The sequence below is a fragment of the Gilliamella sp. LMG 34359 genome, assembly GCF_984569085.1.
Window position 1 is genome coordinate 1,256,310 of the sequence record NZ_OZ474906.1, and the last position, 25,350, is coordinate 1,281,659.

Genomic DNA, 25,350 nt, shown 5'->3' on the forward strand with positions numbered 1-25,350 from the left:
TGAAAAAGGAAAAAGAATTTATACTAATCCAACAACAGGTATACAGGTGGTTGAGGATTTGTCTGGAAACTACTTCCGAATTTATAATCCTAATATTTCGGGAAAAAGAGCTTATTTGGATTTGAATGGTAATATTCCTAACAACAAATTATTAGAGAATGGAAAAGAAGCTGGCCGAAGTCAAGGTGAATATAATGAGGCAACTCATTTTAATATAAAAAGGAATAAATAGTATGAAAAATATATCCGTTCCAGTAAATAAAAGTGCAATGGAACGCCTAGATTTAGATAATTGTGTGGATGGTGATTTGATTGAATTAATTCTTGATGAAGATAATTATAAAAATCTCTTAGAGAGTAATGTTATTAATCAACTTAATAATGAATTAGATATAAATATTGATGATTATGAAGATGAAAAGATAATCGATCTTGATAAGCTTATTAAGGCTAAAAGTATTATTCAAAATTCAATAGTATCAAATAATAGCGAAGCGTTGATTCAATTATTAACTCAAGTTGATAATGCAATAAAATATAAAACAGGTCTATTTTTTTATTTTTAAATTTAGAGGTAATAGTAAAGTCCTCATCTGAATCCAGTTAGGATCTTACTTTGATGTCTATACTTTTATCTCAAGTTTGATAACTAACAGCATTCAACAAGCGAATAAAAAAAGTAATTTTGATGAGCATGTAGTAAATGAGAAAGGCTTGGGGAATGCTGGAAAGGGGACTGGTTGTGTTTCAACTCAGACAGGAACTGTTGTATATAGTCCTAATGTCAGCCAACAGAAACAAATGAGACATATTCAAGGTACAGCTCCAGCAAATAAAAGCTATTTAAACTCCCTTGATGATGCTCAAAAAGTATTGGATGCCTATAACTCAGGGAATTATAGACTTATAAGCGAAAATGCTAAACAAAGTACGGTTGTTATTGAGGTAAAAGGAATTACAGGAAGATATATTAATACTGGAAACCCTAATGGTCTCCCTGATGTTAATAAACCAACAAACATATTTATGATTCAATCAAGCCGATCGCCGAAGATTGTACCCGTGAATCCAAATAAAGGAGAGCAATAAAATGAATGATATACAGTTATTACTATCTGCACAAAGAGCTATGTTATTTAATATATCGCCTAAATTTAGAATGATATCTATAGACGTCGATCGTGCTGGGGTGCTACAAGTGCTGGTTATTATTTCAAGTGAAGTCGATGAAGAAGAAAAAGATCTTATGTACTCATTCGCAGGGGAAATAGAAGGCGATTACTCAGAAATATTATCAACAAATGTAGAATTTCTTGTCAATTGTGATGATATTAATCTTATTCCTCGATTACCTAAAATAGTATTTTCACTTTATCAGTAAGCAAAAATCCCCACCTAACCGCGGGGATTTTATTTTACCTCTTAGCTCAGCTCCTCAATCCTGATAATCAATAACCCTTGCTGCGCATCGATGATGACTGGCTGACGGGTAGTAAAGCCGAAGGCTTCCAGCCAGCGGCCTTTAATGGTGAGTTGTGTTGGCTTGCGCGCCGTTGAGGCTATAACCAACAGAGAAAAGCAAATCAATCCGTGGCAAACGCCATAAATGCGATCATTAACGGCCAAGCATGGGATGCAATTAAAGATAATTTTGTTAAAGCTGCTAATGGTGATCAGATAGCCCTTGAGAATTCAGCGGCATTGTTAATTGGTATAATTACAGCGTCTAAAGGATTTGGTGATTATAAAGAAACAAAGGATAATATAAATAATAATCAGGCAGCAAATACCATTATTACCATATAGAGGTAAAACCTGATAATTTAACTTGGAATCAAGCTAAAAGACAAAATGCAATTCAGAAAATAAAACCTGAAGATTATAAGCTAGGACATGGGACAGGATTTTTACCAAATGAGAGACATCCAGGAAAATAGTTATGCAGCTTAATGAATTACAAATATCAGATGGAAAAATATTAAGGTTCACTTCTGATTTACAAGGTTTAAATGTAATTTTTCAGGATTGGAAAGAACAAAAGTGGTCATTGTTGTTTTATGAGGTACTTGCTATTCAATCATTTAGTGTTGAGGGTGAGGAATTATCGCATTTAACGATTTCTAAAGATGATGAGTTTAAAACCATGACTCTAGACTATTTTTCAGATGAAGATCCTAAAAATTTTAATTGTTACAGTTTTAGTGGTGTTTGGAATAATAATGTAATATTCAAAATTGTCGCTAAAGATCATTATTTAATAGAAGCAATTAATGAATAGATATAGCTTAAAAATTTAGGATCCTAACTTAAGAACTAGGATCCTTTTATTATTTTCTAGATCTGTATAGCAAGCCTGATAATCATTTGGTCTTGTTCAACTTTAACCAATACAACCTGACCTGCATAAAAGCCCTATTGGCTAAAAGCAGAGGATTCTAGAAGTATTATTTATTATTACGAAAAAAGTAACATATTTAAAATAAAGATTATAGAATCATTTTGATAAAGGTGGTAAGCCTATAAGAGATTGGATTTTTGATAAATAATATTGAAGAGGAGAATTAATATGTCTAGTTTTGTTGATGGTTATATAGAACCAATATTAAGTCAGATTGATTTAGAAAATTTAATGAACTATATTGAAAATAGCCAATTGGGAATAGAGAGAATTCCTAAAAATGAACTATATAATTATCCTGACTATTTAATTCCAAGTGGAAATGTATTTTCTTTTATAATTGGCGATGTTCCTAGCTATCCTGATGCTGATATTGGTTTCCCTACAAATCCTAAAGAGCGTTTAGATATACTTATTAATACATTGATTGACATGATTAAAATTACCCATGCTTCAAAAATGGTGGTTTCAATGAATGAGTGTAATCAAATCGATACCATAAAAAAATAAAGTTCGCTGAAATGCGAGACGTTATTCATGCTGATTTTGCAAAATATCAAAATCCACCAGATACACTTTATGAAATCATCTGTGAATAAAATTATAGTTAAGTTTTTATGAACTTGATAATTTAGCTTGTTATAAAATATAAAGCAGTTTTATCAACTTAAATTGAAAAATTTAAAATGTTCATATGGAAAGATGCGCTATCAAATTGGCATCTTTCCATTTATCTTTACAAATACATTTCAATAAACCAACTCAAAATAACCATTATTTAAAAAATATAATCACCAATTAGAGCTGTTACTAGTAATGACAGTTTTTAACCAACCAGTGGTCAATCCCCCATTTATGACCATAACGATGAAGCCTCGAATATTACCCATGCGGCAATCAGTGACGGTGAGTTAATCATTCGAGACCAAGATAAGCAAACACAAGATATTAATGAACTCAGTCATGATACCGAAAATGCCCATAACAAACTCAAACCAATCTTTAATAAAGAGGATGAGCAGACCAGATTAAACATTGTCACTAGCTTAAAAGAGTTAGGAGAGCAGGTAAAAGAGCTCGAACGGACTATTCATAAAGATGCCGGTAAAGACTTAATTAAAACCTGCCGAAGCGGCATTAGCAGCTCAACTTGAGTCTGCATTAGGCCAGATGGAGCGTTATACACCACCTAAAGGTGCAACTTCGGGTACGTCTCCAGACTTTATAATTACCGCAGTTCCAAATAAAGGTAAAACTGTAGATGCCATGTATACGACTGATAAGTTGTCGCAAAAAGAGATTGATGGATTAAATAAATTTAATGAGAAAAATATGAACCAAGGTAGAGGTAAAGACGTGATTCAAGATCATTTGAAAAAAGCAGATTTTGTTCCTGTTGATTTCAGAGTATTAACGCCAACCAATCAAAAGATTTTTATAGACTATATAAAAACACTACCTATATCACAGCAAAACAAAATTATCATTGTGAGGTAATAACATGGGTGCAAGTTTATTTATTGGTTGGAATGATAAAGAACAAAGGGAATCCAATTTTGAGAGAACAGGAGGGTTTGTCAATAGCAGTTATTGGGATGCATTTGGTGATTTACTTGATGCCGTATTTTTACCTGATTATCCTCAATTACATGAAATCATAAAATCAGAAGAAGGTGAATATTTAAAATTTTATTCATTTGTTGAATTGAATAAAGAACAATTCAACCAGTCAGTAAGATTAATTAGGGACTACATAGCAAAACAGGAAAATCCAACAGAGTGGCAAAAAATGGCACAGGTTGTTTGGAACGAAATTGCCGAACCTTATATTGTTCAAGACGAACGCTATCAACAGAGTTGAGATAGAATACATTGAATCTCAATTAGGTTTTAAAATAGGAGAATTTACTAGTTTTTGTAAAAATAAAGCAGGTGCTTGTGCAGAGGTGTCTGCTGCTGATAAATTAATTCGAATGGGTTCTAATCCTAAAAATATAAATTTACAAATGCAGTAAAACCTTGAGAAGTTTGGGGTAAAAATCATATCCCTGATAATGCTCTCATTTCTCGATGTGAAAATTGCCAGATAACGTGGACGAAGGATAAATAAATATGAGTATATTAAATATAAATTGGGAATCTGGTTTTGGGACAATTTTTACTTGGTTTGGAATGGATAAAAACGGCAAGATTGCAGTTATGATTAATAATGGATTTGGTGATTTACCCAAAGCACTGTTACTTGCAAATGATGCAGAGCAATTATTGAACAATCTTAATGAATATATGTGGGAAGAATCAAAAAAATATAAAAAAATATCTAATGATAAACATGGTTCAGTAATATTAGATTCATATTCTCATTATTTCTTTCATTTTGTAAATTCAAGAAGTGAAGTTGAAAGATATTTAAAAGATAAATTTGATAGATTGAATGTTTTTTCAGATTACAACTTGTCAGCCAATAAAGGTTTTTTTATATATCAAGGTATTGAAGGTAGTTATGAAGGCGAAGATTATCCCGTTGGCTACGAAGGGGAAACTAAGATGGGCGATTATTTTAGATATTTAATGCCAACCATATATGCCTCGATTGAGGATTTTCCAGAAGAAATCCACCATGGAATAGCTGTTTCTGACACGGTTGATTTTACCAATGATAGATTACTTGATAATGATAAAATAAACGAATACTTTCCGAGAATGTATAAGAAATAAAGATATACTCTAAGCCTAATCAAACAGTCGAAGCGTGATATCTCTAACCTCGATGGTAATGTAACTTATGGGTATTGAGTTAAGAATGATAGAGAATAATATAACTTATATGTTTACCAATAATCATGCTACCCATGGTCTTCTAGAGCTATCTCGATTAATTTGCTATTAATAAAGCGGCGAATATCTAATTTTTTACTCATATTTTTTCCTTAATCACCGCCTTAACCCACGGGGATTTTGTTTTAGCTTTTAACTCCTAGCTCAGATCCTCAATCCTGATAACCAACAACCCTTGTTGCGCATCGATGATGACTGGCTGACGGCATTATCAGTATGATGAATTTGGTAATCTGATTCGTGAGTGTCGTAGTAAACGCCAGCATACCGAGCACAGCTTTACTTGGGATGGTCAGCATCGATTAATCGAGTTTAAGAAAATCCGTCATTACCATGATGCGCATGACCCGCAATTCCATGAAACGGTTGTCAGTAGTTATTGTTATACTTATGATGCCCTTGGACGGCGGATTAGTAAAACGGATATGCAAACCGGTGATAAAACCCTATTCTTTCGGCTTGATGATAAACTACTTACTGAATGTCATGCTGATGATGCCAATTTCCCCGTCTGTGGTCAATAATGAACGTGATAAGGCGAACAACTACTGGTGTCGAAGTTATGTGTATGCACCTGATGGTCATGGCTTTAGTCCATTGGCACAAATTAATGGTCGGCGACGGGGTGGTTAGATTTACTACGACAGGGGATACTGCAGGAGTTATTGACGGCTCAGAGGGAGATTGTATGGAGTGCGGTGTATAAGTCTTATAGTAACTTAGCGATTGACTATCAAACGGTACCCCAACCGTTGCGACTGCCGAGACAATATTTTGATGAAGAATCGGGATTACATTATAATCGCCACCGTTACTATGACCCACACTGTGCACGTTACATTAGTGAAGACCCGATTGGTTTATCGGAGGGTGAAAATGCCTATAGTTACGTGGCTAATCCAATCTCTCGGATAGATCCTTTAGGGTTGAATGAAGTTTGTCTGGGAACGGAAGCTGGAAAAGGGACGGTAGGGACAACACAAGCAAGAAATAAGGTTCTCAATTATGTAGATGAACCTCCATTTAATCCGACTGGTATTACGGGCACTGCTCAACCTTGGTCAATTAAAGGGAAAGTAAACTATGTTCAATTACTAACAGAAGGGAAGATAAGATTTATACTAGCAGAGACATGTTCACCCACAAATCCATTACCTAGAGGCCCTAATAATCGGTATCTTGATAAATTCGGAAACGAATGGGTAAAGGGGCCTTCTCGTACAGTTGGTCAGGCTTTTGAATGGGATGTTCAGTTTTCATCTAAAGGCAGAACGCAGCTTGGTTGGGCAAGTCGTGATGGTTCACATTTAAACGTATCTTTAGATGGAAAAATAACGCATAAATAGTTGAGATTACGATGAAAGATAAAATTGATTTTTATTCAGAAGTTGAAGTTCTTCCTACTACCAAGCATAAACAATATTCTGGGAGGAAAGGTGTAGTTATGGGGGTTAGTGAGGAAGATGATATTTTGTATGGGTATGCAGTGTTATTGCATGATAAAGATACAATAGATTGTTTTGATAAAGAAGATCTTATTCCTACAGGTAAAAAATTCAAACGAGAAGATTTTTACTGAGTTAGCACACTATCCCCGCCAACCGCGGGGGATCTTTTTACTTTTTAGTTCTGTATCGCAAGTTCAATAATTAACTTATTCTGCTCAACTTTAATAATCACGGACAGGCCGGAATAAAAGCTAATCTGTAAATACCCCAAACCTAGTACAAGATTCAAGTAGAAAATCATGCTGCTTGTTTTAGTGTTTTATACTCAATCGGTGTCATGTTATTTAATGCCTCATGCGGTCTTTCGGTATTATAAATCGTTAACCATTCTTCGGTTATTCTCCTTGCTTGTGCTAAGTTGTTAAAAAGATATAAATCGAGTACTTCAGTACGATAGGTACGATTAAATCGTTCAATATAGCCATTTTGATAAGGACTACCGGGCTGGATATAATCAATGGCTATATCATGGGATTTAGCCCAGTTTATAAAGGTTTTTCCTGTAAATTCTGGCCCATTATCGACTCGTATTTTTAATGGATACCCATGATATTCAGCCAATTTATCTAAGTAACGGGTAACTCTCCCTGCTGGTAAGCTTACAGCAATATCAATGCCTAGCGCCTCACGATTAAAGTCATCGATGACATTGAATGTCCTAAAGTGACGTTGATTACAACTACTGTCACTCATAAAATCCATTGACCAACATTCACCTTGTTTATTGGGTGCTGATAGCCTTTCTGGGGTTCGTGGAGGAATGCGTTTTTTACGCTTTACCCTGAGATTAAGCTTTAATTCACAATACACCCGATATACTCGTTTATGATTCCATTTATAGCCGAGCTTTCTGATACGATTAAAGCATTTAGGAAAGCCCCAGCGTAAATGCCGGTCTGTGATAGCATTCAACACCGAAACAATCACCGAATCATCCAGTAACTTAGGTTGATAATAGTAAGCACAACGGCTTAAGCCAACAATGGCACAACTCATAGCAATAGTAATAGAATGATTTTGTTGTAGTTGCTGTGCCCACGTTTTACGTGCTTTTGTGGGCACTAAAGCTTTTTTATAATTTCTTCCTGAAGCTGGGATTTTAAGCTCAGTTCGGCAAACATCTGCTTAAGCTTACGGTTTTCAGCCTCAAGCTCCTTTAAGCGTTTGATATCCGAAGTTTCCATTCCGCCATATTTTTCCCGCCATTTATAGAAAGTTGAATTACCCATGCCATATTTACGACAGAGCTCTTTGACAGGAATACCCGCTTCAGCTTCTTTTAAAATAGCTACTATTTGATGTTCAGTCATTTTTTTCATAATTAAATCCCCTTTACTTTTATCATAGAGAATTTTCTACTTTTTTGCTGTACTATTTTAGGGGATAGTTACAAATCTGCTCTAGCCAGTGCGCCATGGCTAGCTGAGCAGATAAAACTGCACACTGGACACCTAGATAAAGATGGTAAATGGGAAACCGATGATATTGCCAGCAACTTAATTGCCCATGCAATACTTGGTGCGGTAGTCGCTGATCTGCAAGATACCTCAGTGCTATCGGGTGGAGCCGGTGCTGTGATAGGTGAAGTTGCAGCAGATATCATCCGCAAACAACTGTATGGCAAAGAAGTCAAAGATTTAACCGAAGATGAAAACAAATCCTCAGCGCACTATCTTAACTAGCATCCGGTCTGGCAGTAGCTGCCGGCGGTGGTAGTGTTGGTGATGCCAGTGCGGCTATTAATAAAGATGCCGGTAAAGACTCCCAAGATGGTAAAATGGGTAATGGGCAAAAAATGTGGGTTCATGGAAAGGGAACAGAACATATCGCAGAATATGCTCAGTTCACGGCTAAAAACTATACACCAAAGGCTGTGAGAAACAATTTAATAGTTTACAGGATGCTCTCAATATAGCTACAAAAAGTGGCGTTGAATATAATAAATTAATCACAATTGATGGTTGGGAATTAAAGTTAGCACCACCTAAAAAACTAGGTGATCTTCCTGCTGTAATTCACACTCGACCAGTTAAATAAAAGGGGTGTTAATGAGTATTAATTTAAATGATCCTATCAAAATATTTTTTGATGAGATAGAGATAGATAATTATTTACCATCAATTAAATTTAAAATTGATATTAATATGAAACAGTTTACTCATCATTTAGCATACAGTGGTGAAATTTGGATTGATTGTAATGTTTGGGATCTTTTCTCTAAAGGACTTAATAAGAGAGAAAGCGCAATGTTACATGATATGAATGATGTTTTTATTATAAAAATAATAAAGAAACATGAGTTTATAGAGTTTGCATGGTCAGTTAAGAAACAAGATCCAGAAGGAAACGTTATGACGGCTACCTATAGTAGTAAGATTACTGATGATGTTTATTCATTAATCAGAAATGAATTTACTAATTATCCTAAATGGTGGTAGATAGTCAGATCTCCACCCAGTGGGGATCTGACTTAATAATCTTTTAGAGCCGCATAGCAAGTTCAATAATTAACTTATTCTGCTCAATCTTAATGGTGACAGGTAATCCGGGATAAAACCCAAGTTGCTTCAGCCAGTGCCCCTTTATGGTGAGTTGCGGTTTGGGGTTGGGTTACCCGCCGTTGAGGCTATGATCTACCATTTACGCCCCCTCAATTATTACCCATGCGGCAATTTGTGACGGCGAGCTAATCATTCGTGACCCAGATAAGCAAACACAAGATATTAATGAACTCAGTCATGATACCGAAAATTCCCATAGCAAACTAAAACCTGTCTTTAATAAAGAGGATGAGCAGACCAGACTAGACAAAAAATCATCAGCAGCAAATTAATTCTGTGCTATTTATAATGGATATGTAGTAAGTTTTAACAGTTTTGGTTACAGTGATGAAGAAGCTAAAGTAATGGCCGGTAAAACCATTGGAATAATGATAATTATTAATGGTTTTGAAGGGAATTTTACTTTATCTATAATAAATAGAGCATTAAAAGTAAGCAAATTATTAACGGCTAATGAAAGTAAAACTAGTAATATAACCGGAAAATTAGATAAAGATTATTTTGAATCAGTATATGGAAAAGAAAACGTTCACCAAGGTGGTGGAAATTATAAAGAAACAAAGGATAATATAAATAATAATAAGGCAGCAAAACAACTGCCGAGTATGTCAACTCAAACAGGAAAATGGATGGATACCAATACCCGTTTTAAAGTTGAAGGTGGGCAAATGACGACCCAACTTGGGCAAGGTAAAGGAATGGAAATTTTTAATAATAATATTGTCCATTTTGAAAAAGTGCAATGAAAGTAAAGAATTATGCTATTAAAGTTAGAAAATACAAAAGTGCCTATGAAATTGGTATATCTTCTTTCTGAAGAGTTACAAGCTAATCCAGAAAAGATCACTTTAACTCAAGCTCTCACACTGGATCATTCAAGACCTAATATGGGTCTTAAAGGTACTAATGGTCTTTTTGGCTCCCAAGAATGGTGGAATAGTATTGAGCAAAATAAAATGCCTTTACTATTTATTTCAGGAATTATAACTAGAACCTATGTCGCCGGACAAGATCCATCATTGATAGATAACAGCTTCAGTTTATTATTAGATGATGGATCAGTATGTGAAGAAGGTATTTATAATTATATAAAAGAAGATGATAAAAAGCTTTTTAGAGTCGGATCCAATGTTAATATTATTTATGCTCGTGATGAGTTGAAAAGAAGTGGGGCTAATGGAGAAAAGATCTATTTAGATATAGTGCTAGAAATGGCAGTTTCATTAGCACCTGTTGAATAAGCATTAATCCCCGCTTTAACCAACGGGGATCTTTTATTGCTTTTTAGAGCTGCATCGCAAGTTAAATAATTAACTTGTTGCGCTCAATTTTCACCACGACAGCCTGCCCGACATAAAAGCCAAGCTACTCAAACCAGCGTCCTTTAACGATGAACTGTGGTCTTGAGTTGGGTTGCCCGCCGTTGAGGCTATAACCAACTGAGAAAAGCAAATCAAACCGTAGCGAACGCTGCATAATCGATCATTAACGGCCAAGCATGGGATGCAATTAAAGATAATTTTGTTAAAGCTGCTGATGGTGATCAGATAGCCTAGAGAATTCAGCGGCATTGTTAATTGGTATAATTACACCGTCTAAAGGATTGGGAAATGTAGGTAAGACAGAAAAACTTATCAATAAATCAGATAAAGTTATTTCAGATGCTAATAAAGCAGGTAAATTGGATGAGGCATTATCTGATGTTAACAAATTAGACAAAGAATATTTTGAAAATCAGTATGGTAAAAATAATGTTGAGCAAGGATTTGGTGATTATAAAGAAACAAAGGATAATATAAATAATAATCAGGTAGCAAATCAACAGGCCAATAAAAACAGTAATTTTGATGAGCATGTAGTAAATGAGAATGGCTTAGAGAATGCTGGAAAGGGGACTGGAGCTGCTACTCAATCTAATAACAAATATTCTGGTGGGCTAGTTAAAGTAAATAAACCTGATGCAGCAGATGCATTTGCTCAAAGGATAGGTGGTGAGTCAGGAGTTAGGTTTGCAAATGATGGTAGGGAATTTGATAGCATGAGTGATATATACATTGCTCAAATCAAGCCAGCTTTACAGCAAGTAAATAAGAGTGTTAGAGACCAAATGAAAGCTACCTTTGAAGCTGCGAAAGATTCAAATAGATCAGTATATTATCACTTTGAGGGGCAACCGTCTGAATCGGTAATTAATAAACTTAATAAATATAGTAACCGTTACGGAGTAAAAGTTGTTATCGATACTAAACCTCTTAACCCAAAATAATAAGGTAATTAAATGGTTGAATATTACGGTTGGATATCTATAAGTGATTCCACATATGAAAGTGATGATAAAGCACTCTCTTTAGTACTCGAAAAATTACATGTATTTATTAATGAATATAAAATAAATGATTCATTAGGGATTTTAAAATTACATCAGGTAAATGGCGTAACTCAGTTATTAGTTAGTGGATGCAGAAATCATTTTTCTCAGGAATTAATTTATATTTTTAAGCTCTATGAGTATGTAGCTAAGATAGCAGTTGGTTCTTATGGACTACTATATATTAGAAATGACGAGTCGGAAGATGCTTTTAATGAATTTGAGGTTTTTGTCTTAGCTAGAGGTGAAATTAAAAAAGAAAAAGATCCGTTCTTATCGCCTTGTATACCAGTGATTGAGGATGATGAGGAATAGAATTAATCCCCCCCCACTTAACCTGTGGGGGATTTTATTTTACCTCTTAGCTCAGCCCCTCAATTACCGATAATCAACAATCCTTGTTGGACATTAATGATTACTGTCTAACAATTAGTAAAGCCAAAGGTTTCCAGCGAGCGACTTTTAATTGTCAGCTGCGGTTTAAGGTTGAATTGCTAGACGTTGGGTCTGTAACCAATCATTTATGACCACAACGATGAAGCCTCGAATATTACCCATGCGGCAATCAGTGACGGTAAGTTAATCATTCGAGACCCAGATAAGCAAACACAAGATATTAATGAACTCAGTCATGATACCGAAAATGCCCATAGCAAACTTAAGCCAATCTTTAATAAGGTGGTGCAAATACAGATCCAACCAAAGAGAATGTAGTCGAAAATATAACAGAAAATCAAAAAGGGAATGATACTAGCTCTTTTGGGGAATACAATAAATTAGAGGGTAAAGTTCAAGAAGTTTTAGGTATATGACCGCCAAATAGTTGAGCTTATGGACCAGTTGAAAAAGACACACTTAAACCAGAAGTAACGATTGATAGATATGGATATGATACGGGTTACTATACATCCTCAGAAGGTACAACTTTTGAATATCGAGCAATACCTTCATCTTCATTAGAGAAACCTTTTGAAGTCTATGAAATAATAAAACCACTAGAAGATATATCACAAAGTAAAGCTTTATCGTGGTTCAGTTAGGTCAGGGAAGGCAATGTAAGTTATCAAAAGCTATAAAATGGTATGTAGATAATGGTTATATAAAAGAGGTAATAAAACAATGGATTTGAAAACATTAGAAAAAATCTTAATTGAAAAAAAAGTACCATCAATATCTTATAGCTTAAATGGATTTAGAAATGGAATGAGCTTATGTATCGTACCCGAAAACAATAAATGGAAATTAATTTATGTTGAAAGGAGCAGTAAAAATTATATTGGAGAATATGATTCTGAAAGTGATGTATGTGATGCATTTTATAAAATAATGAAAGATGACTATGGTTGGAAAGATTAGTTCAATTTTGCGATTTTTATCGCAGAACTGAACTAATCATTTATCAACAAATGGAAAAACATATGTCTCCAGAACATCTTCAAAAGAACGTGCAGGCCATTTTGATATATCAAGAGGCGCACAACAAGTTGACTATGCAGATTCAATTAGATTTGGCTAGAGTGATGGAACCAGAGGTGTATTAAAAGAGTTTGATAATTCTTCTGATCATTATAAAGCTAAAACTGAAAATGCTCATCAATCTGGGTTACCATTGGATAAATTTAAGGAGCATCCTAATGCTAAATAATATTATAAATAAGCTTCCTGATGGAAGAGCTGAAAATGAGTTGGCTCATTATTTAAGAAAACTACCCGAGCATGAAAGTTCAGCTTTGATGGAAATTTTGTTAAAACATAATTCTGATGTAGTTAGAGAATCCTCACTAAGATTGATCCCGCGCGTTATTAGGGATCGTAGTGTGTTGATAAAGTTTTTAGACATGGGATTAGAAAAAAAAAATGTCTCTGGGGCTAAGCCTTGGATTAAAGCGACGGTATCTGGATTAGGTTATAAAAAATTACTTCAGCACATTAAAAAAGTAGCTGAAACAAACCCTGATTGGATACTACATGCTTGGTATCAATTAGTTCCTCTTGTAATAAAGGAAGCTCCCGAAAAAATTCAGTATTTGCAGGAGATAGAAAAAATTATTGATGCTCATTTATGTAATGAACTAAAAGGCTCATGGTTAAGAACCAAGGAAGCTGTACCTATCTAATTAGATTTACGATCCCCACCTAATCGGTGGGGATTTTATTTTAGCTTTTAACTCCTATCTCAGCTCCTCAATACTAATAATCCTCCCTGTTGCGCATTAATGATGACTGGCTGATCGATGATAAAGCCGAACGCTTCCAGCTAGCAGTCTTTAATGGTCAATTGCGGTCTTGGAGGACCCGCCGTTAGGGCTGTAACCGACCGTTAAGCAGCGCATTGGCAGGGGAGTACCGTTCTGGTTTTAGTAATGGTGGTTTTTAGCTTAGAATGTGCCTTAGTCATAATTAACTCTTTTACACATAATTGCCGAAAACTATGACCACTTTATTCATATCCTAATATCAATAAATTACAATGGTAACATATATAAAAATAAAGACTATTATAGAGAAATTGATAAAGATGGTAAGCCAATAAGGTCTTGGATTGAAGATAAAAAATAGGAGTTATTTTGTCAAACGACGTTTATGGTTATATATTACTTAATACTAAATTAGATTATAAAAGTACATTTAATAATTACATAAAATCTAGCAGCCTTAATATTCGAGACATTAATAAAAGAGAACTCTTCAATTATCCACCGAACTTAATACCAAATAATGAATCGTTTATATTTGATATTGCCGATGGTCCAAATTCTATTAATGCCGAATATCTAATAGATTATAGTGAGTTTGCTCTAGATACTGATATTGATTTCCCTACAAATCCTAAAGAGCGTTTAGATATTCTTATTAATACATTAATTGACATGATCAACATTACAAATACGTCAAAAATGGTTGTCTCAATGACTCAGTGTAATCAAATAGAAACCATAAAAAAAATAAAGTTCGCTGAAATGCGAGACGTTATTCATGCTGATTTTGCAAAATATCAGAATCCACCTAATACACTTTATGAAATCATCTGTGAATAAAATTATAATTAATTTTTTCAGAACTTGATAATTTAGCTTGGCATAAAATATAAAGCAGTTTTATCAACTTGAATTGAAAAATTTAAAATGTCCATATGGAAAGCTGTGCTATCGAATGTGCATCATTAACTTTTCTTTTTAAGTGGTAATAGTGACAGTTTGTCCTGTTGTGAATCCAAATTCATTCAGCCAATTGCCTTTAATGATAAGCGGTGTGTCGGTAACACCTTTACCAAGGTTAGGATGATAGCCAACGGTATAATGGGAAACCGATTAATTGCCCATGCAATACTTAGAGCGGTAATGGATGAGCTGCAAGACAACTCAGCATTGTCAGGAGTTGTTGGTGCAGTAAGCGGAGAGCTAGCGAGTAAAGTAATTATCAACACCCTTTATGGTGGTAAAGATGCCAGCGAGTTAACCGAAGATGTAAATAATCCATCAGATCAAGTTGCCAGACAAAAAGCATTAGAGGCAATTGAACGAATCGAATCCGCAATAAAAGGACATGGAATATGATAACTTTAAGATCGTTATTAAATAAAAAAAATATTGAATATAAAAAACAAAATATGTCTTATCTTGACGAATGGTTTAATGAAATCATCGATGTTCCATTATCTAAACTATTAGTTGGAGATATTGCACGATTAATAAGACAACAAGTTTTTATTTGTGAAATTCTACCCTATGCTTTAAATATTCTTTCTTCAGATCCTTTAGCCGGAGACACATATGATGGTCAATTAATCTCATCATTAGCCACTTTAACTAAAGGTGATATAGAAAAATGTTCATTTAATTTTAATGAGATTAATATGATTATAAATAAAATAGATAAATCATTATTAAGTAGTGAGTTATTAATTGATATTCAAAAAATAAATAGTTTTTCATCAATTTAATAAGAATATCTAACCTAAACTCAGTTCTGCGACAAAGAGCAAAGCATTATTGTCCAAACAAGGCTAGTCAGAGAGATTGGTGGTCGAACGCTGACCATGCTCAATAATTTACAAAATGGTAAAATATTGGCGGTTTCTGCAAAAACTAGAATTAATATGCTATCCGATGAGAATAAGATAATTGGAAACCGCTATACTCAAACAGATGAGGGAATATTGGCCAAATAGCTTGGCATATTGGGAACAATCTTCAAAAATAGTTGTCATAAGAGATCCAAAAGCAAACAATGGCGGAACGGCGTTTTAAACCTTCAGATGGACGCCAATATTTAGATGCTTTGAATTAATAAAGATTATATAGAATGAAATTAATTGAATTAAGTAATGAACAATCAACAATTGTATTATCAAAGGCTGAGCTTTACATCATTCGCTCAATTATTGGCGAAATATATGCTGGAGTTTGTGTTGATGCTGAAGAATTTGGAACAATTCATGGTATTAAAAAAGATGAGGTATTGAGATTAAAACATGATATTTATGAAATATATGAAAAGTTAGCAACTCTAAAGGTCAATATTTAATTGTTTTATGAATTTTCGTAGTATTTAGGGATATAAATAATTTAGGTTGATTATTAAATGAAATATTATGCAAAGTTAATATCTATAGATGAAAATGTTGAAGAAGAAGTTATTTTCGCTTTTGGAGAATATAACATTTGTTGTTTTATTGACTATTCTCCCGTACCGCTTCGCGTGGGAAACATTTATTTAGTAGAACTGGGTTTATGGTTTAACGATGATATGCAAATTGAAACATCGAAAGATAAACATTTTTTTATTAAAAGAGAAAGAAATACATTTCAACATATTATAAATGGCTACTTATTTGAAGATAAATTAGTATTATCAAATTTGATTTTTGAAGATGAATTATTCTATGATTTTTCTTATTTTGAGAAGGATTTTATTACTATTAAGCCTGATAGAATAACTGTATCAATCATTGAACAATAATAAAACTAAAAAAGATAACTCAGCCTAATCAATAAAGTGACCGCAGTTGAGGAAAAACGTCCTTGTTTGAAGTAGCGAGGTAGATTTAATCAATTGATAGGGGAAAATAGGTGTTATTAAAACGCCAAAGACAAGAACAAATAGTCTTCGTCAAGCAAATTAAAACTCAACTGGGTATACAAGATTATTATGAAAAAAATATATTTATTGAAATCAGCATTAAGAGATAATTGCTTCTTTATTCAAGATTGTCCTGAAGAAGAGGTAGGCATTATGCGAAGGGCGGTGCGTCAACGCTGGAAACCATTTGGTGACGACTACCAGCCCATTAAACTTGAATTAAGACGAAATGAGTTGGGTAAGAAGAATTATCAGTTTGATTTCAGCGGTTTTTTGGGTCCATTTTTAGTGATTAGTGAATCGGCATTAACGGCACTGGCAGATATTTTAGAGCCACGCGGGCAGTTATTACCGGTTATCACGGAGAGTAGACGTAAACAGTTCTTCGGTTATTATCCTACCAACCCGTTATCCGGTTGTTTTGACAAGGAAAAATCAGTTTATGAAGAATGCCCAAATGGTTTAATGATCAGAAAACCATTTTTAATTGCCCAAAATATTACCGATGAGTATTTATTCTCGGTTGAAGAAGATATTAGTCGTGTGTTTGTGACAGATAAATTTAAACAACGCGTTGAAGATGCTAACTTATTGGGTCTTGATTTTTCGACTGAAATAGCAATATCATAAATACAACCACCCCAAAGCGCCAACAGCTAGCCATAATACTATAATCAACACCGATACTAAGCGCCTGATGATATAAAATGGCGCTAATCAATGGGAAATATCAATGTATGGTAGTGATATAAACAGCGCCGGTAATGGTGTTTTTTAGCTAACAATAAAAATAATAGGTGTTATTATAACGCCAAAGACGAGAACAAATAGTCTTCGTCAAGCAAATTAAAACTCCACTGGGTATACAAGATTATTATGAAAAAAATATATTTATTGAAAACAACATTCAGTGATAGTTGCTTCTTTATTCAAGATTGTCCAGAAGAAGAGGAAGGCATTAAGGGAAGGGCGATGGATCAACGCTGGAAACCATTTGGTGACGACTATCAGCCCATTAAACTTGAATTAGTACGAAATGATTTTGGTAAGAAGAATTATCGGTTTGATTTTAGTAGTGCTTTAAATCCATTTTTAGTGTTTAGTGAATCGGCATTAACGGCACTGGCAGATATTTTAGAGCCACGCGGGCAACTATTACCGGTTATCACGGCGAGTAAACGTAAAAAATTCTTTGGTTATTATCCTACCAACCCTTTATCCGGTTGTTTTGACAAGGAAAAATCAGTTTATGAAGAATGGCCAAATGGTTTAATAATCAGAAAACTATTTTTAATTGCCGAAAATATTACCGATGACTATTTATTCTCGATTGAAGAAGATATCGGCTTTATCTTCGTGACAGATAAATTTAAACAACGCGTTGAAGACGCCAACTTATTGGGATTTGATTTTTCTACTGAAATAGCAATATCATAAATAAAACCACTCAAAAGCGCCAACAGCTAGCCATAATACTATAATCAACACCGATACTAAGCGCCTGATGATATAAAATGGCGCTAATCAATGGGAAATATCAATGTATGGTAGTGATATAAACAGCGCCGGTAATGGTGTTTTTTAGCTAACAATAAAAATAATAGGTGTTATTATAACGCCAAAGACGAGAACAAATAGTCTTCGTCAAGCAAATTAAAACTCCACTGGGTATACAAGATTATTATGAAAAAAATATATTTATTGAAAACAACATTCAGTGATAGTTGCTTCTTTATTCAAGATTGTCCAGAAGAAGAGGAAGGCATTAAGGGAAGGGCGATGGATCAACGCTGGAAACCATTTGGTGACGACTATCAGCCCATTAAACTTGAATTAGTACGAAATGATTTTGGTAAGAAGAATTATCGGTTTGATTTTAGTAGTGCTTTAAATCCATTTTTAGTGTTTAGTGAATCGGCATTAACGGCACTGGCAGATATTTTAGAGCCGCGCGGGCAACTATTACCGGTTATCACGGAGAGTAAACGTAAAAAATTCTATGGCTATTATCCTACCAACCCGTTATCCGGTTGTTTTGACAAGGAAAAATCAATCTATGAAGAATGCCCAAATGCTCTTATGATAGAGAAAACATTTTTAATTGCCAAAAATATTACCGATGACTATTTATTCTCGGTTGAAGAAGATATGCGACGTGTGTTTGTGACAGATAAATTTAAACAACGCGTTGAAGACGCCAACTTATTGGGGTTTGATTTTTCGACTGAAATAGCAATATCATAAATAAAACCACTCAAAAGCGCCAACAGCTAGCCATAATACTATAATCAACACCGATACTAAGCGCCTGATGATATAAAACGGCGCTAATCAATCAATGGGAAATATCAATGTATGGTAGTGATATAAACAGCGCCGGTAATGGTGTTTTTTAGCTAACAATAAAAATAATAGGTGTTATTAAAATGCCAAAGACGAGAACAAATGGTCTTCGTCAAGCAAATTAAAACTCAACTGGGTATATAAGATTATTATGAAAAAAATATATTTATTGGAATCAGCATTAAGAGATAATTGCGCATTTATTCAAGATTATCCTGAAGAAGAGGAAGGCATTAAGGGAAGGGCGATGGATCAGCGCTGGAAACCATTTGGTGACAATTACCAGCCGATTAAACTTGAATTAATACGAAATGATTTTGGTAAGAAGAATTATCAGTTTGATTTCAGCGATTTTTTAAATCCATTTTTTATATTTAGTGAATCGGCATTAACGGCACTGGCAGATATTTTAGAGCCACGCGGGCAGTTGTTACCGGTTATCACGGAGAGTAAACGTAAAAAATTCTATGGTTATTATCCTACCAATCCGTTATCCGGTTGTTTTGACAAGGAAAAATCAATCTATGAAGAATGGCCAAATGGTTTAATGATCAGAAAACCATTTTTGATTGCGCAAAATATTACCGATGACTATTTATTCTCGGTTGAAGAAGATATGCGACGTGTGTTTGTGACAGATAAATTTAAACAACGCGTTGAAGACGCTAACTTATTGGGGTTTGATTTTTCTATTGAAATACCAACATCATAAATAAAACCGCCTAAAAGCGCCAACAGTTACCCATGATATTATAATCAACACCGATACTAAGCGCCTGATGATATAAAATGGCGCTAATCAATGGGAAATATCAATGTATGGTAGTGATATAAACAGCACCGGTAATGGCGTTTTTTAGCTAACAATAAAAATAATAGGTGTTATTAAAGCACCGAAGACAAGAACAAATAGTCTTCGTCAAGCAAAACAAAACTCAACTGGGTATACAAGATTATTATGAAAAAAATATATTTATTGGAATCAGCATTAAGAGATAATTGCTTTTTTATTCAAGATTGTCCTGAAGAAGAGAGAGGCATTATGCAAAGGGCGGTGCGTCAACGCTGGAAACCATTTGATGACAATTACCAGCCGATTAAACTTGAATTAAGGCGAAATGAATTGGGTAAAAAGAATTATCAGTTTGACTTTAGCGGTTTTTTGGGTCCATTTTTAGTGTTTAGTGAATCGGCATTAACGGCACTGGCTGATATTTTAGAGCCACGCGGGCAACTATTACCGGTTATCACGGAGAGTAAACGTAAACAGTTCTTTGGTTATTATCCTACCAACCCGTTATCCGGTTGTTTTGACAAGGAAAAATCAGTCTATGAAGAATGGCCAAATGGTTTAAAGATCGAGAAAACATTTTTAATTGCCAAAAATATTACCGATGACTATTTATTCTCGATTGAAGAATCTATTAGCCGTGTGTTTGTAACAGATAAATTTAAACAACGCGTTGAAGACGCCAACTTATTGGGGTTTGATTTTTCGACTGAAATAGCAATATCATAAATAAAACCGCCTAAAAGCGCCAACAGTTACCCATGATATTATAATCAATACTAAGCGCCTGATGATATAAAATGGCGCTAATTATTCAACGAGAAAAATAGGTGTTATTAAAGCGCCGAAGACAAGAACAAATAGTCTTCGTCAATCAAAACAAAACTCAACAGGGTATACAAGATTATTATGAAAAAAATATATTTACTAAGAACAACATCAGAAAATACTTGCATATTTATTCAAAATTATCCTAAGGGTGAACAAAGCATTCAGGGAAGGGCTATGGATCAACACTGGAAACCATTTGGTGACGACTATCAGCCCATTAGACTTGATTTAGTGCGAAGTGATTCGGGTAAGAAGAATTATCAGTTTGATTTCAGCGGTTTTTTGGGTCCATTTTTAGTGTTTAGTGAATCGGCATTAACGGCACTGGCAGATATTTTAGAGCCACGCGGGCAGTTGTTACCGGTTATCACGGCGAGTAAATGTAAAAAATTCTTTGGTTATTATCCTACCAACCCTTTATCTGGTTGTTTTGACAAGGAAAAATCAGTTTATGAAGAATGGCCAAATGGTTTAATAATCAGAAAACTATTTTTAATTGCCGAAAATATTACCGATGACTATTTATTCTCGATTGAAGAAGATATCGGCTTTATCTTCGTGACAGATAAATTTAAACAACGCGTTGAAGACGCCAACTTATTGGGGTTTGATTTTTCGACTGAAATAGCAATATCATAAATAAAACCGCCCAAAAGCGCCAACATGTATCCATGATATTATCGATGCTAAGGGTAACGATTTTTTATATTGATTATCCAGTGAAAAATATAAAAAATGGTTTTCGCAAAGCAAATAATTATCAAACGGTACCTCAACCGCTGCGACTACCGAGACAATATTTTGATGAAGACAAAGGGTTTGATCAAACAGAGACTAAGATTATTAATGGAGCTCGGGGTATTTTAGAGCCAAAAGAAATGTCTCAAATTCAGTAAGTTCACGCGTCAGGTCAACCTGTTACAGGGGTTATTAATGGTCGTACCATACAATACGAGCCTAATCTACTACCTCAGGAATGACAATGTATGGCGAAAATGAGAGGGCTTATTGGTAAGGACGCATTTAAGTCTCAAGCTGAATTGCAAAAAACAATACTACATGAATTATACCGATTAAATACATCATCTTTGGCAAGCGGTGTATCCAGTTCTTTAGGTACAAAGGAGACGAAAGCAGCGTTCGATTTTGCATAAAAAGTATTTAGTGTTTTGGGGAAGTAAATAATATGAGTAATAAAAGAGTTATGAGATGGATTGGTGCAGGAAAAAGTATTGCTACTGACCCAAGTGTAAAAGTACTTTGTCCTGTTTGTCAAAAAGTTCATTTGAAAGTAAGAAATATTCCAAATGAAAATAATCCTTCTGAAGTTGAGCGCCAGATGTTATGTGATAAGTGTGGAGCATTTAACGTACTTCGATTAACTAGATAGCTTTTAGATGACTGGTTGACCGGTGGTAAAGCAGAAGTATTCCAACCAGTGGTCTTAATGGTCAGTTGCGGTCTTAGGTTAGGTTGCTCGCCATTGAGGGTGTAGACGACCGTTAAGCTGTGCTTTAACCGAGGTTTTACCATTCTAGTTTTGTAATGGTGGTTTTTAGCATAGAATACGTCTTAGCCATAGTTAACTTCTGGTAAGTTAGTTTATGGATGGTTTCGGGCGTTTATCGGAGATGGACAATGGCCATTGGTGTGGCAATATGATAAATGTGGTCGTATTACGCTGGAGTATCAAGGGGTTAGTAGTCAATATAAAAACAAACTTCAACAATAGGGCAACACTACATCAATTAGAAGGAAGCCTGAATGGTGTTTCTGGTAGATTTGAATGGATAGTAGATCCTAAGTTAGGAGGTGTAAGCCATCGTATGTTTCCACCAAATGAAACAATTAATGGAATCTCATCTAAGCCATGATAAATAAAATATTTAATGAACTTGAAAAGTTCAAAATAGTTGATTGGGGAGTGATCTATTTAGGCTGTAAAGGCCTCCCTATAGGCACATTATCACCAAATAACGTTAGTGATTTTGCATGTGAACAGTTAGCTATTATAGAGTTGAATGATGCTTCTTTTATATCCGTTTCTGAATTGTGTTATTGTACAGAAATGAACGGTGAGGTTATTGATATGATTAGTAACCTCTGTGATTTGAATAGTGTTGATTTAACTCTTTCAAAGAAAAAATGGGTTGTATTTGCCATAAAAGAATTTATGAATCATTTACCAGAAGATAGTTTGTATGGGTTATTGGAGCTAAACAATTTTTGGAATGAGTGGGGTGAATCCAATAATAGTCCAAATATAATTCAAGGTGTTAATAATACCATGACTCCGAATAAGTACTATTCTGATGAAAACTATCTAAAAATCATATCAAATCATAATTTATGGATAAAAAAAGAATTAAATAAATTAGAGATTTAATTTAGACCACGCCTAACTAGCGGGGGTCTTGTTTTATTTTTTAGATCTGCATAGCAAATAGTAAGATCATTATCTAAAAACTTAGAGGATCTTATTTTGACATCTATGCCAGTATTCCAAGTTTAATAACCAACAGCCTTGCAGGGCATCAATCATTACCGATTGACCGTTGGTAAAATTGAAGGCTCTAGCCATCAATGGGAGCACGGACAAGAAATCCGTCGCCATATGGGACGTTTTGGTGAGTTGACCTGTCGTCATCAATTTGACGAGCGCGGACGATTACGTCAACAAACCCTACAACTTCATCAGACCTTAAGTAAACCGATTGAACGCCGTTATGATTATAATGTTGTTGGTGAGCTAACCCAGATAACAGATAATTATAAAGGGATTAAGACCTTTACGTATGACTTAAAGAGTCGGATAGCAACCGCAAGTCATAAACCTTATACCGGATTGACCCTATCGGATAAACCTAGTTATGATGATGTGAATGGTTAGCGGGGATATGATGAACAGTTCCGCTTTGATGGGGCGGATAATCTCTTTAGTCATGATATGCCACTTGATAGTCTTAAACAATTTGAAGTGTCACATACGAAAACATCCCGCCAAGATGATGCCCCTACTCCTGAGGATAACGCGCAGCATGTGGATGGTCAACCGGCGGTCAAGGCGATTCACGCTAACCGTTTAATGTTATGGGCAGACCGGCATTATCAGTATGATGAATTTGGGAATCTGATTCGTGAGCGTCGTGGTAAACGCCAACATACCGAGCACTGCTTTACTTGGGATGGTCAGCATCGATTAATTGAGTTTAAGAAAATCCGTCATTACCATGATGCACATGACCCGCAATTTCATGAAACGGTTGTCAGTAGTTATCGTTATACTTATGATGCCCTTGGACGGCGGATTAGTAAAACGGATATGCAAACTGGTGATAAAACCCTATTCTTCTGGCTTGGTGATAAACTACTTACTGAATGTCATGCTGATGATGCCAATTTCCCCCCGTCTGTGGTCAATAATGAACGTGATAAGGCGAACAACTATCGATGTCGAAGTTATGTGTATACACCTGATGGTCATGGCTTTAGTCCGTTGGCACAAATTAATGGTCGCGGACGAGGGGGTGAGATTTACTACTACTTTAATGACCAACTGGGGACACCGCAAGAGTTAGTGACGGCTCAGGGGGAGATTGTATGGAGTGCGGTATATAAGTCTTATGGTAACTTAGCGATTGATTATCAAACGGTACCCCAACCGCTGCGACTACCGGGGCAATATTTTGACGAAGAATCGGGGTTACATTATAATCGATACCGTTACTATGACCCACACTGTGCCCGTTACATTAGTCAAGACCCGATTGGTTTAGCGGGGGGTGAAAATGCCTATAGTTACGTGGCTAATCCAATCTCTCGGATAGATCCTTTAGGGTTAAATGAAGTCTGTCCGGGAACGGAAGCTGGAAAGGGCACGAGTGAAGCTAATCTAGTATTAAAGGAAACTCAGTCAGCAAAAAAACTTGGAGTTGATATAAATAATATTATTGATGGTACAGCTAAAACAGAAATTAAAATTACAAGTGAAATTAATTATTCAGATGTAAGCTATTAGTTGAGCATGCAAAAGCAAAGGGAGCACAGAAAGTAGAAGTTAATACAGGATATATTGCAAACGAAAAACTTATGGATTTTCTGGAAAAGAGAGTTGCTGATGGTAAACCTTTCATGGGAGGTAAAGTAGTTCGTGGAAACTCAAAAACGACAGGCGTTACAATAATATATGACTAAAAAAGAATGGTATAAAGATCGCCTTCTCTGGAAGGCGAATCAATTTAAGTTGCTTTCGGAAACAAGATTAAAAGGCGAAGAACGTGATAATTTTTTTGACAAATTACACAAAGAGTATATGGACTCTGATGATGAGATATTATTTTTATTTTCCGAAAATAATAAGACGAGCTGGACAGCGATAACAACAGATAAAGTCATTAGTTATCATAATAATAGTGTATATCAATTAAAATTAGATAGTATCGAGAAGTTAATTGATATTAAAAAAGACGGTATTTCTGATAATAACTTGAAATACGACGCTAATTTTCTATTAATAGGTTATGAAAAGTTACCAATTTGGACTCCTAATGCCAAAACTCTCTTCGCACTGATGAATATTTTACGAATGTTTCCATTAAAGAAAAATATATGAACTCAATTAATATTATAAA

39 protein-coding genes and 3 pseudogenes are annotated in these 25,350 nt (G+C 34.8%); 38 read left to right on the forward strand and 4 right to left on the reverse strand.

Annotated elements, in window-relative coordinates:
• Nucleotides 1-58 precede the first annotated feature (58 nt).
• The 4 genes from AC5LXV_RS05805 to AC5LXV_RS05820 all read left to right on the forward strand — a co-directional run bounded on the left by AC5LXV_RS05805 (nucleotide 59) and on the right by AC5LXV_RS05820 (nucleotide 1,381).
• Nucleotides 59-232: a hypothetical protein gene (locus AC5LXV_RS05805; RefSeq protein WP_493452437.1), complete on the forward strand. Its 174-nt coding sequence runs from the start codon at nucleotides 59-61 to the stop codon at nucleotides 230-232.
• A gap of 1 nt (nucleotide 233) precedes the next feature.
• Nucleotides 234-566 carry a hypothetical protein gene (locus tag AC5LXV_RS05810; protein ID WP_025331479.1) on the forward strand — a complete coding sequence of 111 codons (333 nt, stop codon included), beginning with the start codon at nucleotides 234-236 and terminating at the stop codon, nucleotides 564-566.
• Nucleotides 567-642: 76 nt separating this feature from the next.
• Nucleotides 643-1,089: a polymorphic toxin type 50 domain-containing protein gene (locus tag AC5LXV_RS05815; protein ID WP_493467625.1), complete on the forward strand. Its 447-nt coding sequence runs from the start codon at nucleotides 643-645 to the stop codon at nucleotides 1,087-1,089.
• Between the two features lies 1 nt (nucleotide 1,090).
• Complete coding sequence (locus AC5LXV_RS05820) at nucleotides 1,091-1,381, forward strand: MafI2 family immunity protein (RefSeq protein ID WP_493467626.1); 291 nt, start codon at nucleotides 1,091-1,093, stop codon at nucleotides 1,379-1,381.
• Nucleotides 1,382-1,422: 41 nt separating this feature from the next.
• Here AC5LXV_RS05820 and AC5LXV_RS05825 read toward each other — a convergent pair whose 3' ends face one another.
• Complete coding sequence (locus AC5LXV_RS05825; protein WP_493467627.1) at nucleotides 1,423-1,626, reverse strand: SymE family type I addiction module toxin; 204 nt, start codon at nucleotides 1,624-1,626, stop codon at nucleotides 1,423-1,425.
• Between AC5LXV_RS05825 and AC5LXV_RS05830 the strand changes: the two genes are divergently transcribed.
• The 9 genes and pseudogenes from AC5LXV_RS05830 to AC5LXV_RS05870 all read left to right on the forward strand — a co-directional run bounded on the left by AC5LXV_RS05830 (nucleotide 1,591) and on the right by AC5LXV_RS05870 (nucleotide 6,815).
• Nucleotides 1,591-1,806, forward strand: coding sequence for a hypothetical protein (locus AC5LXV_RS05830; protein WP_110433761.1), 216 nt, complete (start codon nucleotides 1,591-1,593; stop codon nucleotides 1,804-1,806). The genes AC5LXV_RS05825 and AC5LXV_RS05830 overlap by 36 nt on opposite strands.
• 133 nt (nucleotides 1,807-1,939) lie before the next feature.
• Nucleotides 1,940-2,278, forward strand: a complete 339-nt coding sequence (locus AC5LXV_RS05835; RefSeq protein ID WP_493467628.1) for a hypothetical protein — start codon at nucleotides 1,940-1,942, stop codon at nucleotides 2,276-2,278.
• 288 nt (nucleotides 2,279-2,566) lie between these two features.
• Nucleotides 2,567-2,908, forward strand: coding sequence for a hypothetical protein (locus AC5LXV_RS05840; RefSeq protein ID WP_493467629.1), 342 nt, complete (start codon nucleotides 2,567-2,569; stop codon nucleotides 2,906-2,908).
• A 624-nt stretch (nucleotides 2,909-3,532) separates the two neighbouring features.
• Nucleotides 3,533-3,895 (forward strand): annotated as a pseudogene (locus AC5LXV_RS05845) (hypothetical protein); the annotation flags it as partial.
• Between the two features lie 4 nt (nucleotides 3,896-3,899).
• Nucleotides 3,900-4,259, forward strand: a complete 360-nt coding sequence (locus AC5LXV_RS05850) for a hypothetical protein (RefSeq protein WP_110433765.1) — start codon at nucleotides 3,900-3,902, stop codon at nucleotides 4,257-4,259.
• A 251-nt stretch (nucleotides 4,260-4,510) separates the two neighbouring features.
• A complete protein-coding gene (locus AC5LXV_RS05855) occupies nucleotides 4,511-5,116 on the forward strand; it encodes a hypothetical protein (RefSeq protein WP_493467630.1) in 606 nt (201 codons plus the stop codon).
• A gap of 555 nt (nucleotides 5,117-5,671) precedes the next feature.
• Entirely contained in the window at nucleotides 5,672-5,869 is a 198-nt protein-coding gene (locus tag AC5LXV_RS05860; RefSeq protein WP_493467631.1) for a hypothetical protein, read from the forward strand.
• 65 nt (nucleotides 5,870-5,934) lie between these two features.
• Nucleotides 5,935-6,582, forward strand: coding sequence for a polymorphic toxin type 17 domain-containing protein (locus AC5LXV_RS05865; protein WP_493467632.1), 648 nt, complete (start codon nucleotides 5,935-5,937; stop codon nucleotides 6,580-6,582).
• 11 nt (nucleotides 6,583-6,593) lie between these two features.
• Nucleotides 6,594-6,815 carry an Imm31 family immunity protein gene (locus AC5LXV_RS05870; RefSeq protein WP_110433767.1) on the forward strand — a complete coding sequence of 74 codons (222 nt, stop codon included), beginning with the start codon at nucleotides 6,594-6,596 and terminating at the stop codon, nucleotides 6,813-6,815.
• A 166-nt stretch (nucleotides 6,816-6,981) separates the two neighbouring features.
• Here AC5LXV_RS05870 and AC5LXV_RS05875 read toward each other — a convergent pair.
• Nucleotides 6,982-8,063 (reverse strand): IS3 family transposase gene (locus tag AC5LXV_RS05875; RefSeq protein WP_493467633.1). Its coding sequence is split into 2 segments (ribosomal slippage): nucleotides 6,982-7,823 and nucleotides 7,823-8,063, totalling 1,083 coding nucleotides; the frame shifts between segments, so codons are not numbered across the junction.
• Between the two features lie 729 nt (nucleotides 8,064-8,792).
• On the opposite strand from AC5LXV_RS05875, the gene AC5LXV_RS05880 reads away from it, so the two are divergent.
• Nucleotides 8,793-9,182 carry a hypothetical protein gene (locus AC5LXV_RS05880; RefSeq protein WP_493467634.1) on the forward strand — a complete coding sequence of 130 codons (390 nt, stop codon included), beginning with the start codon at nucleotides 8,793-8,795 and terminating at the stop codon, nucleotides 9,180-9,182.
• 43 nt (nucleotides 9,183-9,225) lie between these two features.
• Here AC5LXV_RS05880 and AC5LXV_RS05885 read toward each other — a convergent pair.
• Nucleotides 9,226-9,336 (reverse strand): annotated as a pseudogene (locus tag AC5LXV_RS05885) (SymE family type I addiction module toxin); the annotation flags it as partial.
• 313 nt (nucleotides 9,337-9,649) lie between these two features.
• Between AC5LXV_RS05885 and AC5LXV_RS05890 the strand changes: the two are divergent.
• The 8 genes and pseudogenes from AC5LXV_RS05890 to AC5LXV_RS05925 all read left to right on the forward strand — a co-directional run bounded on the left by AC5LXV_RS05890 (nucleotide 9,650) and on the right by AC5LXV_RS05925 (nucleotide 14,711).
• A complete protein-coding gene (locus AC5LXV_RS05890; protein ID WP_493467635.1) occupies nucleotides 9,650-10,051 on the forward strand; it encodes a hypothetical protein in 402 nt (133 codons plus the stop codon).
• Nucleotides 10,052-10,063: 12 nt separating this feature from the next.
• Entirely contained in the window at nucleotides 10,064-10,546 is a 483-nt protein-coding gene (locus tag AC5LXV_RS05895; protein WP_493467636.1) for an immunity protein RhsI2 family protein, read from the forward strand.
• Nucleotides 10,547-10,875: 329 nt separating this feature from the next.
• Nucleotides 10,876-11,571 carry a restriction endonuclease fold toxin gene (locus tag AC5LXV_RS05900; RefSeq protein ID WP_493467637.1) on the forward strand — a complete coding sequence of 232 codons (696 nt, stop codon included), beginning with the start codon at nucleotides 10,876-10,878 and terminating at the stop codon, nucleotides 11,569-11,571.
• A gap of 12 nt (nucleotides 11,572-11,583) precedes the next feature.
• Nucleotides 11,584-11,988: an Imm7 family immunity protein gene (locus AC5LXV_RS05905; protein WP_493467638.1), complete on the forward strand. Its 405-nt coding sequence runs from the start codon at nucleotides 11,584-11,586 to the stop codon at nucleotides 11,986-11,988.
• 548 nt (nucleotides 11,989-12,536) lie between these two features.
• Nucleotides 12,537-12,713, forward strand: a pseudogene (locus AC5LXV_RS05910) (TNT domain-containing protein); the annotation flags it as partial.
• Nucleotides 12,714-12,792: 79 nt separating this feature from the next.
• Nucleotides 12,793-13,029 carry a hypothetical protein gene (locus tag AC5LXV_RS05915; protein ID WP_493467639.1) on the forward strand — a complete coding sequence of 79 codons (237 nt, stop codon included), beginning with the start codon at nucleotides 12,793-12,795 and terminating at the stop codon, nucleotides 13,027-13,029.
• Nucleotides 13,030-13,307: 278 nt separating this feature from the next.
• Nucleotides 13,308-13,790, forward strand: a complete 483-nt coding sequence (locus AC5LXV_RS05920) for a hypothetical protein (RefSeq protein WP_493467640.1) — start codon at nucleotides 13,308-13,310, stop codon at nucleotides 13,788-13,790.
• 450 nt (nucleotides 13,791-14,240) lie between these two features.
• Entirely contained in the window at nucleotides 14,241-14,711 is a 471-nt protein-coding gene (locus tag AC5LXV_RS05925) for a hypothetical protein (RefSeq protein WP_493467641.1), read from the forward strand.
• Nucleotides 14,712-14,849: 138 nt separating this feature from the next.
• On the opposite strand, the gene AC5LXV_RS05930 is transcribed toward AC5LXV_RS05925, so the two are convergent.
• Nucleotides 14,850-14,918 carry a hypothetical protein gene (locus tag AC5LXV_RS05930; protein ID WP_375334981.1) on the reverse strand — a complete coding sequence of 23 codons (69 nt, stop codon included), beginning with the start codon at nucleotides 14,916-14,918 and terminating at the stop codon, nucleotides 14,850-14,852.
• A gap of 36 nt (nucleotides 14,919-14,954) precedes the next feature.
• Between AC5LXV_RS05930 and AC5LXV_RS05935 the strand changes: the two genes are divergently transcribed.
• The 16 genes from AC5LXV_RS05935 (at nucleotide 14,955) to AC5LXV_RS06010 (ending at nucleotide 25,331) form a co-directional block, all read left to right on the forward strand.
• Nucleotides 14,955-15,230, forward strand: coding sequence for a hypothetical protein (locus tag AC5LXV_RS05935; protein ID WP_493467642.1), 276 nt, complete (start codon nucleotides 14,955-14,957; stop codon nucleotides 15,228-15,230).
• Nucleotides 15,227-15,616, forward strand: coding sequence for a contact-dependent growth inhibition system immunity protein (locus AC5LXV_RS05940; protein WP_493467643.1), 390 nt, complete (start codon nucleotides 15,227-15,229; stop codon nucleotides 15,614-15,616). Before AC5LXV_RS05935 ends, AC5LXV_RS05940 begins: the two co-directional genes overlap by 4 nt.
• A 362-nt stretch (nucleotides 15,617-15,978) precedes the next feature.
• A complete protein-coding gene (locus AC5LXV_RS05945; protein WP_493467644.1) occupies nucleotides 15,979-16,200 on the forward strand; it encodes a hypothetical protein in 222 nt (73 codons plus the stop codon).
• Between the two features lie 57 nt (nucleotides 16,201-16,257).
• Nucleotides 16,258-16,635, forward strand: coding sequence for a UCP019853 family protein (locus AC5LXV_RS05950; protein WP_493467645.1), 378 nt, complete (start codon nucleotides 16,258-16,260; stop codon nucleotides 16,633-16,635).
• Nucleotides 16,636-16,824: 189 nt separating this feature from the next.
• Nucleotides 16,825-17,385 (forward strand): hypothetical protein, encoded by a 561-nt coding sequence (locus AC5LXV_RS05955; protein WP_493467646.1) that lies wholly within the window; start codon nucleotides 16,825-16,827, stop codon nucleotides 17,383-17,385.
• 246 nt (nucleotides 17,386-17,631) lie between these two features.
• Nucleotides 17,632-18,192, forward strand: coding sequence for a hypothetical protein (locus AC5LXV_RS05960; RefSeq protein ID WP_493467647.1), 561 nt, complete (start codon nucleotides 17,632-17,634; stop codon nucleotides 18,190-18,192).
• 246 nt (nucleotides 18,193-18,438) lie between these two features.
• Nucleotides 18,439-18,999 carry a hypothetical protein gene (locus tag AC5LXV_RS05965; RefSeq protein WP_493467648.1) on the forward strand — a complete coding sequence of 187 codons (561 nt, stop codon included), beginning with the start codon at nucleotides 18,439-18,441 and terminating at the stop codon, nucleotides 18,997-18,999.
• Between the two features lie 250 nt (nucleotides 19,000-19,249).
• Nucleotides 19,250-19,810, forward strand: coding sequence for a hypothetical protein (locus AC5LXV_RS05970; RefSeq protein WP_493467649.1), 561 nt, complete (start codon nucleotides 19,250-19,252; stop codon nucleotides 19,808-19,810).
• 246 nt (nucleotides 19,811-20,056) lie between these two features.
• Entirely contained in the window at nucleotides 20,057-20,617 is a 561-nt protein-coding gene (locus AC5LXV_RS05975) for a hypothetical protein (RefSeq protein ID WP_493467650.1), read from the forward strand.
• A 180-nt stretch (nucleotides 20,618-20,797) separates the two neighbouring features.
• Nucleotides 20,798-21,358 (forward strand): hypothetical protein, encoded by a 561-nt coding sequence (locus AC5LXV_RS05980; protein ID WP_493467651.1) that lies wholly within the window; start codon nucleotides 20,798-20,800, stop codon nucleotides 21,356-21,358.
• A gap of 80 nt (nucleotides 21,359-21,438) precedes the next feature.
• Nucleotides 21,439-21,615, forward strand: coding sequence for a hypothetical protein (locus AC5LXV_RS05985; RefSeq protein ID WP_493467652.1), 177 nt, complete (start codon nucleotides 21,439-21,441; stop codon nucleotides 21,613-21,615).
• A gap of 308 nt (nucleotides 21,616-21,923) precedes the next feature.
• Entirely contained in the window at nucleotides 21,924-22,109 is a 186-nt protein-coding gene (locus AC5LXV_RS05990) for a hypothetical protein (protein ID WP_493467653.1), read from the forward strand.
• A 480-nt stretch (nucleotides 22,110-22,589) separates the two neighbouring features.
• On the forward strand, nucleotides 22,590-23,105 hold the full coding sequence (locus tag AC5LXV_RS05995; RefSeq protein ID WP_493467654.1) for a DUF2247 family protein: 516 nt from the start codon (nucleotides 22,590-22,592) through the stop codon (nucleotides 23,103-23,105).
• A gap of 138 nt (nucleotides 23,106-23,243) precedes the next feature.
• Nucleotides 23,244-23,609: a hypothetical protein gene (locus AC5LXV_RS06000; RefSeq protein WP_493467655.1), complete on the forward strand. Its 366-nt coding sequence runs from the start codon at nucleotides 23,244-23,246 to the stop codon at nucleotides 23,607-23,609.
• Nucleotides 23,610-23,666: 57 nt separating this feature from the next.
• Nucleotides 23,667-24,737 carry an RHS repeat-associated core domain-containing protein gene (locus AC5LXV_RS06005; RefSeq protein ID WP_493467656.1) on the forward strand — a complete coding sequence of 357 codons (1,071 nt, stop codon included), beginning with the start codon at nucleotides 23,667-23,669 and terminating at the stop codon, nucleotides 24,735-24,737.
• A 168-nt stretch (nucleotides 24,738-24,905) separates the two neighbouring features.
• The gene (locus AC5LXV_RS06010; protein ID WP_493452787.1) at nucleotides 24,906-25,331 is read left to right on the forward strand and encodes a hypothetical protein; all 426 of its coding nucleotides are present in this window, start codon (nucleotides 24,906-24,908) and stop codon (nucleotides 25,329-25,331) included.
• Nucleotides 25,332-25,350: the final 19 nt, after the last annotated feature.